This is a genomic window from Mycolicibacter senuensis (assembly GCF_003284925.1).
GTDB classification, from domain to species: domain Bacteria; phylum Actinomycetota; class Actinomycetes; order Mycobacteriales; family Mycobacteriaceae; genus Mycobacterium; species Mycobacterium algericum_A.
The window spans coordinates 17,558-32,757 of sequence record NZ_QMEX01000036.1 but is presented as its reverse complement, the minus strand read 5'-3'; the positions used below and the strand labels follow the sequence as shown (position 1 = coordinate 32,757).

Below are 15,200 nucleotides of genomic sequence, written 5' to 3'. Positions count from 1 at the left end.
TCACCGGCCGGTCCGGCGGCCCGCGAAGCCCGGCGACGAGCTCTGGCCTCCTCCGGACCGGTCACGTCTGCCTCGGTTCGAGCATCAAGTCGGCCCAGTTCTCGGCCGGCAGCCATTTGTCGGCCCCCGAGACGAACACTCCGGTGCCGCCCGCCGGGTCGACGAACTTCCCGGTGCGTTGGTCATAGCTGCTGTAGGCGACCCCGTTGGCCTGCGCCTCGGCCGGCATTGGTCCGGGAGCGGGCCCGGGGGCCGGTCCCGGCGCCGGGTCCCGTCCGTAGGGCGGCAGGCCGCCGTTGCCGCCGGGGCCGGTCGGCAGGTTCTGGTCCGGCGGGGCATAGTACGGCCACGGTGCCGGCGGATTCGGGCCGAGTTCGTTCGGCGGGTAGGGCAGCGGGTACGGCGGATTGGGCGCCGGACCGGGACCGGCCGGCACACCCGGAGGCAGCGCGACTACCGGCGGGCCGGGGTCGTAGTCCGAACTCGGCGGGATGTACGGGAATTTGTTCATCGGCGTGATCATCCGCGGGTCGGTGATCGGCGTGTCGTACGGCACCGGCGGACCGCGCCACGCATTGCTGCCGATCGGGACGAAACCCTTCGGGTCACGGCAGAGCTGAATGGTCGGCGCCCGCTTGCCGGGATACTCCATGCACGGGTAGTTGCGCGCCCCGCGGACCGCGACCGAATCGTTCTGGGCCGCTTTGCAGTACAGCTCCTTGGGCAGTTCACGCACGGTCTCATCAGCGGGCGTGCGCATCTCGGTGAACGGCAGGAACCCCACCGTGCACGGCGGCGGGTCGTGCATGTCGATCTTGAAGTCCAGCTTGACGCCCTCTTCCATCGGGACGCCACCGGCGACCGTCATCAGCGCCGCCATCAGTGCGGGGAACACCACCAGCGCCTGCTCGATCGAGTTGCGGTAGATCACCCCGACCCGGCCGAAGTTGGCAATGCTGGCCGCCAAGGTCGGGAACGAGGCCCGGATCCCGCTGAAGGTGGTGTTCGCCTCGTCGGCGACACTCGGCAGGACCTGCAGCACCTCGCGGAGTTGCGGATCGGCATTGCGCACCTCGGTGGTGACCGCCGCCAACGACCGGGCCAGCGTCTTGATGTCGTCGCCGCTGCGGATCTGGGCATCCAGGAACGGTTCGAACTGATCGATCAGCCCTTCGGTCGCCTCGAAATTGGTGTTGGCTTCGTCGATCAGCTGCCGCGACGACGCGATCATCCGGGCCAGCTCCTGCCCGGAACCGTTGAAGCCCTCGAAGGTGTTGCGCAGCAGGTCGCGAAGGCGGCTGTTGGCGACGCTGTTGACCAGTGTCTGGGCCTGGTCGAGCATGCCGGCGATGTCCTGGCCTATTGCGGTGCGGTCCTGGCCGATCCGCGCGCCGTTGAGCAGCGCCCCGGCGGCCGCGGCTCCTTCCGGCGGAACCAGGTCGATGTACTGCTCACCGATCGCAGACATGCTCTTGACGGTTGCGGTGACGTTGCCCGGGACCTTGGTGCTGCTGTTGAGCCGCATCTGGGCGTCGATCCCGTGGTCGGTTAGTCGGACGTCTTCCACCCGGCCCACCGTCACGCCGCGATAAGTGACGTTGGCGCTCTTGTAGATTCCGCCGCCGGCGATGAAATCAGCGGTCACCTTGTAGGTGCCGATCCCCATCCGGCTGGGCAGGTGCAGGTAAAGGATCGAGATCGCGCCGACGGCCAGCACGGTGACCACGGCGAAGATCCCGAGCTGGATTCGGACGAGGCGGGTCAGCATCGCAGGTCATTCCTCATATCGGACAGCCGTGCCAGGCGGGATCTTGAACGGGTCGGCCGCCTGCCCGGACAGGTTCGCCATTTCACCGATCAGGAAGTCGGGCGGATTGAGCACGTCGTGCATGTGCGGCATGTTCGGGTCGAAGGCCCCGGTGGTGAAGACCGACTCGCCGAATCGCCGCAGCGTCATGTCGAAGGTGACGTAGACGTTCAGGAAGTCGCCGCGCACCGCGTTGCGCAGATACATCGACGGGAACGGGAAGGTCGGAATGAACGGGAACGCCGTTACCAACTCGTTGGCGTTGTCGGCGAACGCCTTGATGACCGGGTAGAGGTCCTTGATGTCGGCGGCGAAGTCCTCTTTGGTCTCGGTCATGATCCGTGACCCGACGGTCGCCAACCGCTGCAGCGCTCCGAACGCATCCACGATGTTGGCGCGGTTGTCGTTGAGCACCTCCAGCGCACCCGGCATGGTCTCCAGGGCCCGCGCGAGGCTGGGGGCACTGCGGGCCAGGGTCACGCCGATCCGGTCGAGCCCCTCGGCGGCGGCGATGATGTCATGGGCCTGGCGGTCCAGCGACGCCGTCAGCTCGGCGAACCGGGGCAGCAGTCCGGCGAAGGTGCCGGCCCGCCCGGCGACCGCCGCGTACGCCTCCTCGGTGATGTCCTGCAGCGCACCGAGATTGCCCTGGTTCACCACCACGCCCAGTGAGGACAGCACTTCTTCGGTGCTGGGGTAGCGACCGGTGCGGCTGAGCGGGATCTGGTCGCCGGGAGCGAGTCGGCCGGTCGGGGCTTCGTCGTGCGGTGCGGAGAGTTCGATGTGCTGGGATCCCAGCAGCGAGGTCTGGGCGACTTTCGCGGTGGCATTGGCCGGAAGCTGGACATTACCGTCCAGCGACAGTTTGACCGCCGCAAAAAAGCTGCCGTCCGGTTGCTGCACGGCCTGCAGTCCAGAGACGCTGCCCACGGTGACGTCGTCGACCATCACCGGCGAGTTCTGCGGCAGCGTGGTCACGTCCGGTAGTTGCACCGTGATGCTGTAGGACCCTCGGCCGTGGCCCGCGGTGCCCGGCATGTTCAGCGAGTTCAGCCCACCGAACTGGCAGCCGGACAGCACCAACGCTCCGGCCCCCAGAACGCAGGCAAGAGATTTCACCCTCATCCGCCCTCCCGTGGTGCGCCGGCCCCGGGCCGCTGCGGGCCGTGCGGACCGGGTGCCTGGCCCAGCTGTCCCGGCTCCGACGGCGGCAGGAACAGCGCGGCGACGTCATCGGTGCTCGGCGGCGTGACGCCCGGTGCGGGCATCCACTTCAGGTAGGGCACCGGTGTCTGCGCCTTGGCTTCGGTCTCCGGGGTGTCGTAGATGATCTGGCCCTTGTAGGCGGTGATCGAGTTGATCGGATGGAACAGGAACGGCACGAAGTTCATCGACCAGCGCCGCATGACCGGGCCCATCCGCTCCTTGCAGATCTCGGCCCGCTTGAAGTTGTCCGGCACCGAACCGACGTCGAAGACGCCGCCGCAGATGAATTGCACCGGGTTGGCGAAGTCGGGCAGCGACAGCAGGCCACTCAGGGTGCCCTGCGCGGGGTTGTAGATCTGATAGAAGTTGACCAGCCCGTGCGGGGTGATGTGCAGTACCTGCTCGAAGTTCTCGCTCTGGTCGCTGAGCAGCTTGCTGAACTCCGAGAGCTTGTTGACCTGGGCGATCAACGCGTCGTTGTTGTCGTGCAGGAAGCCCCGCACGTCACGCAGTGCCTGGTTCAGGGTGCCCAGCGTGGCATCCAGGTCGACCGAGCTGTCTGCGAGCACCGCCGAGACGGCCGCGACATGGTCGGTGAACTGCACGATCTGCTCGTTGCTTCCGGACAGTGCGTCGACCAGCACCTGCAGGTTCTTGACGGTGCCGAACAGATCCGTGCGGGAGTCACCGAGCCGTCCTGTGGTCGCCGACAGCTCCCGCAGTGCGCTGCGGAACGAGTCGCCGTTGCCGTCGAAGGTGTCGGCGGCCTGGTTGACGACCGCGCTCAGCGCGCCGTTGAGTTTGCCCTGCTCGGGTGCCAGTTGCGCGCTGAGCTGAGTCAGCTCCTTCTTGACCTCGTCCCACTCGACCGGCACCGCGGTGCGGTCTTCGCCGAGCACCGCGCCGTCGGCCAGCCGGTCGCCGCCGGTGTAGGCGGGTGCCAACTGGATCACCCGCGCCGAGACGATGTTCGGCGCCATCAGCACCGCGTGCACGTCGGCCGGCAACGGCACGTCCCTGTTCACCGACATGGTGATCTTGACGTTCTCCGCGCGCGGCTCGATGGACTCGATCCGGCCGACCGGAACCCCGACCACCCGCACGTCGTCGCCCGGGTACAGACCCACCGCCGAAGCGAAGTAGCCGGTGATCCGGTAGCCGCGCTGCGCCGGCAGCACCAGGTACACACCGGCGGCCAGCAGCGCGGCCAGCGCCCCGGCGAGCAGAATTCGCAATGACGGTCGCGTCATGGCGACTTCGGCTTTATCACGGTGCGCTCGGAGATCATCCCGCGCAGGTAGTCGGCCAGGCTGTCCGGAATCTTGCCGGGCTGGAAGTAGATGTCGAGCAGCACCTCCGACATGGTGGGCGGCGGCAGGCCGTAGAGGTTGATCTGGAAGCCCGGACCCGAGGCGACAACCTCGCCGAGTGTGGTGGCGTATCCGGGCAACCGGTCCAGTGCCCCCGCGATCCGGTCTTTGCGCTCGATCATGTTGTCCAGCACGAGATTCAGCTTGTCCAGGGTCGGACCGATCTCTTTCTCATTGTCAGCAACGAAGCCCGAAAGCTGTTGGGAAACATCGTCGATGCCAGCGACCAGCGCACCGAGTGCCTGCCGGCGTTCGTCCAGCGCGGCGAAGAGCTGATTGCCGTCGAGCACCAGCCGGTTGACCTGGGCGGCACGCTGGTTGAGCACACCGGTGACGTTCTTGGCGTGGGCCAGCAGCTGTCCCAGCGCCTCGTCGCGGCGGTTGATGCTGCGCGACAGCGCCGTCACCCCGTCCAACGCGCCGCGCAACTGCGGGGTGGCGTCGCGCATCGAGTCGGTGAGCACCTGTAGCGCCTCTTCGAATCGCGGCTTGTCCAGATCACGCACGTTGCCGCCGAGATCTTGCAGGGCGTTGTTGAGCGTGTAGGGCGCCCGGGTGCGTTCCAACGGGATCACCGTGACCGAGCCCGAGCCGGCCGGCGTGACCGACAGCGCCTTCTCCCCCAGCACCGTGTCGGTGCGGATCGCGGCCAACGATTGATCGCCCACCCGGACCTTCCGGTCGACGGTGAAGCTCACCTGCGCGCTGGCTCCGGCCAGCGCAACTTTGGTGACCTTGCCGACCCGCATACCGGACACCGTCACGTCGTTGCCGGCCATGATTCCGCCGGCGTCGGCGAAGTAGCCCTGATAGCTCTTGCCCTGCGGCCAGAACGGCAGGCTGGTGTAGCCGAACGACACCAAGACCAGGCATGCCACCAGTGCGATGCCCAACGTTCCGGTGCGAACCGGATTTACGCGATCAATTCTTGACAGGAGAGCACCTCCCCTTGCTGGTGTCGGTCTGGCCGCCCATCGGCAGGATGATGTCGCTGCCGGCGGGTCCGTTGAACTTCATCGAGACCGTGCAGTAGTTGATGTTGAAGAACGAACCGTAGGCGCCGAGTGCGTTGAGCCGCAGGTAGTTCTCCTCCAGCGGGTCGATGACGTCGTTGAGTTCCTGCTTGCGCTTGTTCAGCACGGTGGCCAGCGGCCGCGCGTTCTCGATCACGCCCTGCAGCGGCCGCCGGGTGCGCCGCAGCGTGTCGGTGAGGTCGGTTTCGACGGTGGCCAGCGGGCCGATCGCACCGGCGATCTGATCCTTGCCCTCGGCCAGGCCGGTGATGAGCTGTTGCAGCCGGTCGACGGTGGCGTCGAACTGCTCGCTCTTGTCGTCGACGGTGGCCAGCACTGTGTTCAGGTTGTTGATCACGTCGCCGATCAGCTGGTCGCGGGAGGCCAAAGTGGTGGTGAACGAGCTGGTGTTGGCCAGCATCTGCGTCAGCGCGCCGCCTTGGCCCTGCAGCAGCTCGATGATCGCGTTGCTGATCTCGTTGATCTTGGTCCCGTCCAGCCCCTTGAGCACCGGCCGCAGCCCGCCCAGCAGTGCGTCGAGGTCCAGTGCCGGCTGGGTGTGCTCCCGGGCGATGGTGCCGCCGGGCGGCAGCTTGCGCAGTTCACCTGCACCGGAGGCGATCTCCAGGTAGCGGTCGCCGACCAGGTTCTCGTACCGGATCAGTGCCCGGCTCGAATCGTAGAGCTGGTAGCGCTTGTCGAGGTCGAAGGTGACGTCGACGCTGTTGTCCGGTGTCAGCGCCACCCGCTTCACCGTGCCCACCGGGATCCCGGCGATCCGCACGTCTTCGCCACCCTTGAGCCGCGACGCGCTGGCGAAGTCGGCGTGATAGGTGTGGTTGGAGGCGAACCGGAACTCGCCGAACACCACCACCAGGCCGGCCGACACCAGCAGCATCGCCGCGGTGAAGATGGCGACCTTGATCAGGGTTGCACGGTGGTTCATCAGTACTCATCCCGTTCCGCGTAGGCGCCGTTGAAGAGGAACTGCGCGGTGGAGGGGGCGTCGAACTGCAGCTCGGTGTTCGGCTGGAACGGGATGTAGGCGCTGTCGGTCACCAGATACGGCGACCGGAACCAGGAGCCGCCGAACTGCTTGCTGGGGATGTCCGGCAGTCCACGGCAGTTCGGGCCACCGCTCGCGTTGGCCACCGGCAGGCTCTCCGGATAGGTGTAGGCCGGCGCGCCGGGCAGGAAGTTGGAGTGCACGTACAGTGCCGGCTTGGTGCCACCCAGCGACGGACCGAACCGCTCCAGCGCTTGTTGGATGCCCTTGAACAGGCAGCCGAACTCCGGGGAGTATTCGGCCAGCAGGCTGGCCAACGCCCGGAACCGCTGAATGCCGGCGATGAAGTCGTCTGCTGCCGGCGCGAAGGTGTCATAGGCGTTGTTGGCCAACCCGGTCGTCGCCAGCAGCGCGTTGCTCAAGTTCTCACGCTGGTCCACCAGCGTCTTGCTGATCGTCGGGACGTTGTCGAAAACCGTCGCCAGGTCCGGTGCGGCGTCCCCGTAAATGTTGCCGACCACGCCGGTCTTGGCGAAGCCCGTTTGCAGCTGCGGCAGCTTGGGGTTGAGTTTCGCCAGGTAGCCGTTCAGCCCCGACAGCAACCCACCCAGGTTGTCGCCGTTGCCCCGCAGCCCTTCGCCGAGCGCGCTGATCGTCCCGTTGAGCTGTACCGGGTCGATCTTGTCCAGCAGATCGGTGAGCTTCTGGAACAGTGTGTTGACCTCGAGTTGCACATCGGAGGCCGCCACGTTGGCTCCGCTGCGCAGCGACTTGCCCGACGGCACCGACGGTGGCACGAATTCCACTGACTTGGCACCGAAGATGGTGTTGCTGGCGATGTGCACGGCGGCGTTCGACGGGATGTAGGACATCGCCGCGCTGTCCATGGCCAACACGAGCTTGGCCTGATCGCCCTGATATTTGATGGACTTGACCTTGCCGACCTGGATACCGCGGTACTTGACCTTGGCGTCCTGCTCCATCACCAGGCCGGCCCGCGGCGAGGTGACGGTGACCTTGTCGGTCGGGGTGAAGACAGCGGTGTAGGAAAGATAGGTGAAAACGGTGGCGGCGAGCAGGATCGCGCCCAGGACGGCGGCCGCGATCCGCACCCGAGTACGACTCGATCCCGTGTCCACTTGCATCCCTTGCTATCCCGAGAGGTTGAAGTTACCGGACCCGCCGTAGACGGCAAGTGAAACGAACAACGTGATGACCACCACGACGACCAACGACGTGCGCACCGCCTGCCCCACCGCGATGCCGACACCGACCGGCCCGCCGGCCGCGTTGTAGCCGTAGTTGGTGTGCACCAGCATCACCGCGATGGACATGATGATCGCCTGCAGAAATGACCACAGCAAGTCGGTGGGTATCAAGAAGGTGTCGAAGTAGTGGTCGTAGAGGCCCGGCGACTGCGAGTTGATGAACACTGTGGTGGACCGGGCCGCGAAGAACGCCGCCAGCACCGACAGCGAGTACAGCGGGATGATCGCGATCAAACCGGCCACCAACCGGGTCGACACCAGATACGACACCGCGTGCACCGCCATCGCTTCGACGGCATCGATCTCCTCAGCCACCCGCATGGCGCCGAGCTGGGCGGTGGTGCCGGCGCCGATGGTGGCGGCCAGCGCGATCCCGGCGACCACCGGGGCCACGATGCGCACGTTCAGGAACGCCGACAGGAAGCCGGTCAACGCCTCGATGCCGATGTTGCCCAGCGATGAGAAGCCCTGCACCGCGATGACACCACCCGATGCCAGCGTCAGGAAGGTGGCCACCCCGACGGTGCCGCCGATGATGGCCAGCGCGCCGGTGCCCATGGTGATCTCGGCGATCAGCCGGACCGTCTCCTTACGGTATTTGGTCAGCGCGTTGGGGACGTAGCGGATGGATTCGGCGTAGAAAAGTGCCTGCTCGCCGAAGTCGTCGACGGCCTTGGGCACCCAGCGGAACAACCGCCGGAACCGCAACGTGGCGTCATAGCTCATGAGGCGCTCACTTGACCAACACCCGCACGCTGATCGCCGTCATGACCACGTTGATGACGAACAGGCAGATGAAGGCGTAGACGACCGTCTCGTTGACCGCATTGCCGACGCCTTGCGGGCCGCCCTTGGCGGTCAGGCCGCGGTAGCACCCGATGAGCCCGGCGGCCGTCCCGAACAGCAGCGCTTTGATCTCGGCCATCACCAACTCGCCGAGCCCGGTCAGCACGGTCAGCCCGTTGATGAACGCGCCGGGGTTGACGCCCTGCAGGAAGACGGAGAACACGTAGCCGCCGACCAGGCCGATCGCGCACACCAATCCGTTGAGCAGCAGCGCGACGAACGTGGATGCCAGCGCCCGGGGCACCACCAGCCGGTGAATCGGGTCGATGCCGAGCACCCGCATCGCGTCGATCTCTTCGCGAATGGTTCGAGCACCCAGGTCGGCGCAGATCGCGGTGGCGCCGGCGCCGGCCACCACCAGCACGGTGACGACCGGACCGAGCTGGGTGACGGTGCCAAAGGCAGTTCCGGCGCCGGACAGGTCGGCGGCACCGATCTCGCGCAGCAGGATGTTGAGGGTGAACGCCACCAGCACGGTGAACGGGATGGCGACCAGCAAGGTCGGCACCAGCGACACGCGCGCGATCATCCAGGTCTGGTCGAGGAATTCGCGGTACTGGAACGGCCGACGGAACATTGCGCGGAAAGTGTCGATTGACATTTCGACGAAGCCGCCCACGGCCCGGGCCGGAACCGTGAGCTGTTCGATCAAGGCTCGTCCTTCCCTAAGCTCGGGCCGCCGGTGGTCGCAAAACTGTATCCGGACACGCCGTGCGGCCGACGTCAATCGCTCGATTCGAACGTCGGCCCGCGTGAGCCGGATCATATTAACTAGAACACGTTCTTAGTGTCAAAGAACCCATTTAGCAAGTTTTCATGGGTTATCTATCCAGGTCAGACGCTGTTGTGATGCACGTCTCCTGAAACGCGTTCTAATCCCGTGCTAATCGGACTCCATCAGCTCCGAGGCTGAAAATGTCCGCCGCGGATCGCGGTCGGCAAAGTAATTCCCCAGCGTGTCCGCCAGCGCTGGCGGATCCCACGCCTGTCCGCCGGCACTAAATTTCTGTTCCACCGTTGGCGCGGCCATCAGCATTACCTCAGGTCCGTAGACGACGAAGACCTGACCGTTGACCGATGCCGACGCCGGGGAAGCCAGGAACCGGACCAGGGTCACCACGTGCTCAGGTGAGAGCGGGTCGATCTCGCCCTCGCCAACCTTGGCCTCACCGAAGACGTCGGCTGTCATCGCGGTACGGGCCCGCGGGCAGATGGCGTTGGCGCGCACGCCGTAGCGGCTCAGCGCCCGGCTCGCCGACAGCGTCAGGGCGGTGATGCCCGCCTTGGCCGCGCCGTAGTTGGCCTGACCGACCGGACCCATCAGCCCGGCTTCCGAGGACGTGTTGACGATGCGGCCGTAGACGGTTCCGGCTTCGGCTTCCTTGGCCTTCTGCCGCCAGTACGCGGCCGCGTTGCGCGTCAACAGGAAATGCCCGCGCAGGTGCACCGCGATCACGGCGTCGAAGTCGTCATCGGACATGTTGAACAACATCCGGTCGCGGGTGATCCCGGCGTTGTTGACGACGATGCTCAGCCCGCCCAACCCGTCGGCGGTGCTCACCAACTCGTCGGCGGTGGAGCGCTGGCTGATGTCTCCCGCCACCGGCACGCCCTTGCCGCCGACGGCGGCGATCTCGTCGATCACGTCGGAGGATTCCAGCGCCGGTGCGATGTCGTTGACGACCACGGTGGCTCCGGAACGGGCCAGCCCGATCGCTTCTGCCCGGCCCAATCCGGCGGCCGCGCCGGTCACCACGGCGACTTTCCCGGCCAGATCGATCGCGCTGTTCGCAGTCATGTACGCCGCTCCTGTCCCCTCGCGGCGCCCTCGTCGCCTGCGGTTATGAATACCTCTAGTCCCCTGCCGGGCCGAGGTTAGTCGTCAACGCGGCGCAGCGCAGCGCGGGGGCACTCGGCGATCGCCTGCATAGCGTGGGCTTCGCGGTCGGCTGGGACCGGCGCCATCTTGACTACGGCCTGCTCGTCGTCATTCAGTTCGAACAGGTCGGGGTCGATTCCGACGCAAATCGCGTTGCCCTCGCAGCGATCCAGGTCCACCTCAACTCGCATGACGCTCTCCTTGAAAAGCCCGAGACGGCCAACAGCATGGTCCGTCAGTGTCCGCTAATGCCACCATACGATCCAACAGCAGCCATACACGACGAGATAGGGCCACTGGACCCTAGCGACTAGAACGTGTTACAACGGGCTGTCGACGACAATTTTATCGTGAGCCCGATCACCAGCGAAGGACGACCCGATGCAGATCAGTTACACCGCTGAGCAGGAAGAGCTGCGTCGCGAACTGCGCTCGTATTTCACGACGCTGATGACCCCGGAGCGCCGGGAGGCGCTGAGCTCGACGCAGGGCGAGTACGGGACCGGAAACGTCTACCGCGAAACGGTCGCCCAGATGGGTCACGACGGCTGGCTGACGTTGAGCTGGCCCACTGAGTACGGCGGCCAGGCCCGCTCGGCGATGGATCAGCTGATCTTCACCGACGAGGCCGCGATCGCCGGTGCCCCGGTGCCGTTCCTGACGATCAACAGCGTCGCCCCGACGATCATGGCCTTCGGCACCGAGGAGCAGAAGAAGTTCTTCCTGCCCAAGATCGCCGCCGGCGAGTTGCACTTCGCGATCGGCTACTCCGAGCCGGGCGCCGGCACCGACCTGGCCTCGCTGCGCACCACCGCGGTGCGTGACGGCGACGACTACGTGATCAACGGCCAGAAGATGTGGACGTCGCTGATCGCCTACGCCGACTACGTCTGGCTGGCGGCACGGACGAACCCGGAAGCCAAGAAGCACCGCGGGATTTCCATGCTGATCGTTCCTACGAGCGCGGACGGCTTCTCCTGGACACCGGTGCACACCATGGCCGGCCCGGACACCAGCGCGACCTACTACTCCGACGTGCGGGTGCCGGTGTCCAACCTGGTCGGTGAGGAGAACGCGGGCTGGAAACTGGTGACCAACCAGCTCAACCACGAGCGGGTCGCGCTGGTGTCGGCGCAGCCGATCTTCGTGGCGCTCGACGAGGTCCGCGAGTGGGCGCAGCACACCAAAGACAGCCACGGCAACCGGATCATCGACTCGCAGTGGGTGCAGCTCAACCTGGCCCGGGTGCTCGCCAAGGCCGAGGTGCTCAAGCTGATCAACTGGGAGCTGGCCTCATCCGACAGCGCCTCGCCGTCCCCGGCGGACGCATCGGCGGCCAAGGTGTTCGGCACCGAACTGGCGACCGAGGCCTACCGGTTGCTGATGGAGGTGCTCGGCACCGCCGCCACCGTGCGCCAAGACTCCCCGGGTGCGCTGCTGCGCGGCCGGGTGGAGCGCATGCACCGGGCGTGTTTGATCCTGACCTTCGGCGGCGGCACCAACGAGGTGCAGCGCGACATCATCGGCATGGTCGCCCTGGGCCTGCCCCGCAACCGGTAAAGGACTCGTTATGGACTTCTCCACAACCGAAGCAGCACAAGACCTCTCGGGTCTGGTCGGCACCATCGTCGACGCGGTGTGCACCCCGGAACACCAGCGCGAGCTGGACGGGCTGGAGCAGCGGGTCGACACCGAACTGTGGCGCAAGCTGGTGGAGGCCGACGTGGTGTCCAGCGCGGCGAGCGAGTCGCTGGGCGGCGGCGGGTTCGGCGTGCTGGAGCAGGCGGCCATCCTGACCGCCCTGGGTCGGCAATTGGCCGCCGTGCCCTACCTGGAGTCGGTGGTGCTGGCGGCCGGGGCACTGGCCAAGTTCGGCTCCGCGGAGCTGCAGCAGGCCTGGGGCGCACCGGCAGTGGCCGGTGCGAAGATCCTGACGGCAGCGATCGACGGTGACATGGGTGAGGGCCCGGTGCGGGCAGCGGCGACCGGTTCCGGCTTCCGCCTCACCGGTACCCGCACCCAGGTCGGGTTCGCCCCGGTGGCCGACGCCTTCCTGGTGCCGGCCGAGACCGATTCCGGCACCCGAGTTTTCCTGGTGGCCGCCACCGATCCCGGCGTGACGGTCACTCCGCTGGCGACCACCGGCCTGGGCAGTGTCGGGCACCTCGAGCTGTCGGGAACCGAGCTGGAGTCCGGCCGTCTCGTCGGCGGCGCCGAAGTTCTCGACCAGCTGAGCACCCTGGCCGCACTGGGCCGCAGCGCCTACCAGTTGGGGGTGCTGGAGCGCGGCTTGGCCCTGACCGCCGAATACGCCCGCGAACGCGAACAGTTCGACAAGCCGATCGGCAGCTTCCAGGCCGTGTCCCAGCGGCTGGCCGACGGCTACATCGACGTCAAGGGGTTGCGGCTCACGCTGACCCAAGCGGCCTGGCGCGTCGGCGAGGAGTTGCCGGCGACCAGCGAGGTCGCCACGGCCGCGTTCTGGGCGGCCGACGCCGGACATCGGGTGGCGCACAGCATCGTCCACATTCACGGCGGGGTCGGCATCGACACCGATCACCCGATTCACCGCTACTTCCTGGCCGCCAAGCAGACCGAGTTCGCGCTCGGGGGCGCTACCGGCCAGCTGTTGGCGATCGGCCGCGAGCTGGCCGACACCCCGGTCTAGGTCAGCGGTGCAGCGCTTCTCCGAACGTCACCTTGAACCCGGGGATGTCCGACAACGGCATGGTGGCGTCGTAGGTGCGCTGGTAGCCGGTGGCGCTGATCTTCCAGCCGTCGACGGTGCGGCGGTAGGTGTCGTGATAGAACGCGGCGCCGATCAGCATCAGGTTGAAGTCGGGCATGATCACCCGGTCCTGCAAGTACCAGATGCCGGTAGCACTGTCCGCGCCGGTGATGGTGATCTCGGGGTGGTTGACCCGGTGCTCGCTGATCACGTTTCCCGGCAGCGATGTCCGCATGAACTCCACCAGCGAGTCGCGGTCGGAGAAGCTGTGATCGCTGCCCATCGACTTGCCGTAGTCGGCGGTGATGTCCTCGGCCAGCGTGGCGGCGAAGTCGTCCCAGTGCTTGGTGTCCAGCGCTCGCAGGTAGCGGTACTTGACCTGCTTGATTGCCTCGATGTCGGCGAAGGCGTCGAATTCAGTCACCGCACCATTGCAGCACTAATGTGACCAGCATGTCAGCACCGGCTCCCATCGACGAAAAGCCCACCGTCACCGGGCTGCTGGCCCCGCTGGCCGACGTCGACGACCGCGGCGTCTACTACCAGGACGATTTCGTCAGCTGGCGCAACCACATCGCGGCCGGCGCTCGGTTGGGCGCCGCGCTGCGCGCGCGGCTCGACCCGGACAAACCGCCGCACGTCGGCGTGCTGCTGAGCAATACCCCGTTCTTCTCGACACTGTTGGTGGCGGCCGCACTGACCGGCCTGGTACCGGTGGGGCTCAACCCCACCCGCCGGGGGACAGCGTTGCAGCGCGACGTAGCCCACGCCGATTGCCAGCTGGTGCTGACCGACAACAGCACCGATGCCGAGGTCGCCGGCGCGATCGATGTCGAGTCGCCCTCTTGGGCTGACGAATTGGCCGGCTTCGACGATGTCTCGGTGACGTTCCGCGCCGCCGAACCCGATGACCTGTTCATGCTGATCTTCACCTCGGGCACCAGCGGTGATCCGAAGGCGGTGCGCTGCACACATGAGAAGGCGGCGTCCCCCGGGCTCATGCTCGCCCAGCGGTTCGGTCTGACGTCCGCCGATGTCTGCTACCTGTCGATGCCGCTGTTCCACTCCAACGCGGTGATGGCGGGTTGGTCAGTAGCGCTGGCGGCGGGAGCATCGATCGCATTGCGTCGAAAGTTCTCGGCATCAGGGTTCATGCCCGATATTCGCCGCTTCGGCGCCACCTACGCCAACTACGTCGGCAAACCGCTGTCGTATGTGCTGGCCACTCCGCAGCGGCCCAACGACGCCGACAACCCGCTGCGGATCCTGTACGGCAACGAGGGAGCGCCGCGGGATCTGGAGCGGTTCGCCGAGCGGTTCGACTGCACCGTCATCGACGGTTTCGGCTCCACCGAGGGCGGGGTGGCGATCGGCCGTACCCCGGATACACCGATCGGTGCATTGGGCCCCTTGACCGGCGGGAACACCATCATCGACGTCGATACCGGCGAAGAATGCCCCCCGGGTGTGGTCGGCGAACTGGTGAACACCAGCGGCCCCGGCCAGTTCCGGGGCTACTACAACGATCCCGAGGCCGAAGCGCAGCGGATGGCGGGCGGGATCTACCACACCGGCGACCTGGCGTTCCGCGATGACGCCGGCTACGCCTACTTCGCCGGACGGTTGGGGGATTGGATGCGGGTGGACGGCGAGAACCTGGGCACCGCGCCGATCGAACGGATCTTGCTGCGGCACAACGCTGTTGTTGAGGCGGCCGTTTACCCGATACCCGATCCCGCGGTGGGTGATCAGGTGATGGCAGCGCTGGTGACGGCTCCGGGGGCATCGTTCGACGTGCATGAATTCCGGGCATTCCTGGCCGAGCAACCCGACCTGGGACCCAAGCAGTGGCCGTCGTACGTCCGGGTGGCCGCCGCGCTACCGCGCACCGAGACGTTCAAGGTGCTCAAGCGGGTGCTGTCTGCCGAGGGTCTGGAGTGTGCCGACCCGGTGTTCCGGATCGAGCGCTCCTGAGTGGCGTGGCTACGTCGCTGGCCAGCCGACACCTTGCCGAGAAATGGGCTTACCGCTACTATTCCGGAAATCTCTTCGAGTTGGCGCACCACAGGGCCATTTC

General features: G+C 66.5%; 14 protein-coding genes. 3 read left to right on the top strand and 11 right to left on the bottom strand.

The genetic code is table 11. The features are described 5' to 3' along the window. Positions 1 to 61: 61 nt before the first annotated feature. From DQP56_RS11160 to DQP56_RS11115, 10 genes are all read right to left on the bottom strand, one after another. Entirely contained in the window at positions 62 to 1,768 is a 1,707-nt protein-coding gene (locus tag DQP56_RS11160) for an MCE family protein (protein WP_112685386.1), read from the bottom strand. A 6-nt stretch (positions 1,769 to 1,774) separates the two neighbouring features. After that, positions 1,775 to 2,932, bottom strand: a complete 1,158-nt coding sequence (locus DQP56_RS11155) for an MCE family protein (RefSeq protein ID WP_112685384.1) — start codon at positions 2,930 to 2,932, stop codon at positions 1,775 to 1,777. Beyond that, complete coding sequence (locus DQP56_RS11150) at positions 2,929 to 4,263, bottom strand: MCE family protein (protein ID WP_112685382.1); 1,335 nt, start codon at positions 4,261 to 4,263, stop codon at positions 2,929 to 2,931. Before DQP56_RS11150 ends, DQP56_RS11155 begins: the two co-directional genes overlap by 4 nt. Further along, a complete protein-coding gene (locus tag DQP56_RS11145) occupies positions 4,260 to 5,318 on the bottom strand; it encodes an MCE family protein (RefSeq protein ID WP_112685380.1) in 1,059 nt (352 codons plus the stop codon). Before DQP56_RS11145 ends, DQP56_RS11150 begins: the two co-directional genes overlap by 4 nt. Next, entirely contained in the window at positions 5,305 to 6,342 is a 1,038-nt protein-coding gene (locus tag DQP56_RS11140; RefSeq protein WP_112685378.1) for an MCE family protein, read from the bottom strand. Before DQP56_RS11140 ends, DQP56_RS11145 begins: the two co-directional genes overlap by 14 nt. Beyond that, entirely contained in the window at positions 6,342 to 7,514 is a 1,173-nt protein-coding gene (locus DQP56_RS11135) for an MCE family protein (protein ID WP_112685376.1), read from the bottom strand. Before DQP56_RS11135 ends, DQP56_RS11140 begins: the two co-directional genes overlap by 1 nt. Before the next feature lie 39 nt (positions 7,515 to 7,553). Then, positions 7,554 to 8,396, bottom strand: a complete 843-nt coding sequence (locus tag DQP56_RS11130) for an MlaE family ABC transporter permease (protein ID WP_112685374.1) — start codon at positions 8,394 to 8,396, stop codon at positions 7,554 to 7,556. 7 nt (positions 8,397 to 8,403) lie between these two features. Then, a complete protein-coding gene (locus DQP56_RS11125) occupies positions 8,404 to 9,168 on the bottom strand; it encodes an MlaE family ABC transporter permease (RefSeq protein WP_112685372.1) in 765 nt (254 codons plus the stop codon). A gap of 231 nt (positions 9,169 to 9,399) precedes the next feature. Beyond that, positions 9,400 to 10,314, bottom strand: a complete 915-nt coding sequence (locus tag DQP56_RS11120; RefSeq protein ID WP_112685370.1) for a 3-oxoacyl-ACP reductase — start codon at positions 10,312 to 10,314, stop codon at positions 9,400 to 9,402. Between the two features lie 77 nt (positions 10,315 to 10,391). Then, on the bottom strand, positions 10,392 to 10,586 hold the full coding sequence (locus DQP56_RS11115; RefSeq protein ID WP_083037508.1) for a ferredoxin: 195 nt from the start codon (positions 10,584 to 10,586) through the stop codon (positions 10,392 to 10,394). Positions 10,587 to 10,776: 190 nt separating this feature from the next. On the opposite strand from DQP56_RS11115, the gene DQP56_RS11110 reads away from it, so the two are divergent. Further along, a complete protein-coding gene (locus tag DQP56_RS11110; protein ID WP_112685369.1) occupies positions 10,777 to 11,955 on the top strand; it encodes an acyl-CoA dehydrogenase family protein in 1,179 nt (392 codons plus the stop codon). Between the two features lie 10 nt (positions 11,956 to 11,965). Next, the gene (locus DQP56_RS11105) at positions 11,966 to 13,063 is read left to right on the top strand and encodes an acyl-CoA dehydrogenase family protein (RefSeq protein ID WP_112685367.1); all 1,098 of its coding nucleotides are present in this window, start codon (positions 11,966 to 11,968) and stop codon (positions 13,061 to 13,063) included. Between the two features lies 1 nt (position 13,064). Here the strand turns inward: DQP56_RS11105 and DQP56_RS11100 are convergent, their stop codons facing one another. Then, complete coding sequence (locus DQP56_RS11100; protein WP_112685365.1) at positions 13,065 to 13,547, bottom strand: nuclear transport factor 2 family protein; 483 nt, start codon at positions 13,545 to 13,547, stop codon at positions 13,065 to 13,067. 29 nt (positions 13,548 to 13,576) lie between these two features. Here DQP56_RS11100 and fadD17 point away from each other — a divergent pair, with 29 nt between their 5' ends. Beyond that, positions 13,577 to 15,097, top strand: coding sequence for a long-chain-fatty-acid--CoA ligase FadD17 (gene fadD17, locus DQP56_RS11095; RefSeq protein WP_112685394.1), 1,521 nt, complete (start codon positions 13,577 to 13,579; stop codon positions 15,095 to 15,097). Positions 15,098 to 15,200: the final 103 nt, after the last annotated feature.

What these genes read in the sequence shown, in the direction of transcription:
- DQP56_RS11160 (WP_112685386.1), bottom strand. Translation starts at nt 1,768, where the DNA reads ATGCTGACCCGCCTCGTCCGAATCCAGCTCGGGATCTTCGCCGTGGTC.
- DQP56_RS11155 (WP_112685384.1), bottom strand. Translation starts at nt 2,932, where the DNA reads ATGAGGGTGAAATCTCTTGCCTGCGTTCTGGGGGCCGGAGCGTTGGTG.
- DQP56_RS11150 (WP_112685382.1), bottom strand. Translation starts at nt 4,263, where the DNA reads ATGACGCGACCGTCATTGCGAATTCTGCTCGCCGGGGCGCTGGCCGCG.
- DQP56_RS11140 (WP_112685378.1), bottom strand. Translation starts at nt 6,342, where the DNA reads ATGAACCACCGTGCAACCCTGATCAAGGTCGCCATCTTCACCGCGGCG.
- DQP56_RS11130 (WP_112685374.1), bottom strand. Translation starts at nt 8,396, where the DNA reads ATGAGCTATGACGCCACGTTGCGGTTCCGGCGGTTGTTCCGCTGGGTG.
- DQP56_RS11120 (WP_112685370.1), bottom strand. Translation starts at nt 10,314, where the DNA reads ATGACTGCGAACAGCGCGATCGATCTGGCCGGGAAAGTCGCCGTGGTG.
- DQP56_RS11115 (WP_083037508.1), bottom strand. Translation starts at nt 10,586, where the DNA reads ATGCGAGTTGAGGTGGACCTGGATCGCTGCGAGGGCAACGCGATTTGC.
- DQP56_RS11110 (WP_112685369.1), top strand. Translation starts at nt 10,777, where the DNA reads ATGCAGATCAGTTACACCGCTGAGCAGGAAGAGCTGCGTCGCGAACTG.
- DQP56_RS11105 (WP_112685367.1), top strand. Translation starts at nt 11,966, where the DNA reads ATGGACTTCTCCACAACCGAAGCAGCACAAGACCTCTCGGGTCTGGTC.
- fadD17 (WP_112685394.1), top strand. Translation starts at nt 13,577, where the DNA reads ATGTCAGCACCGGCTCCCATCGACGAAAAGCCCACCGTCACCGGGCTG.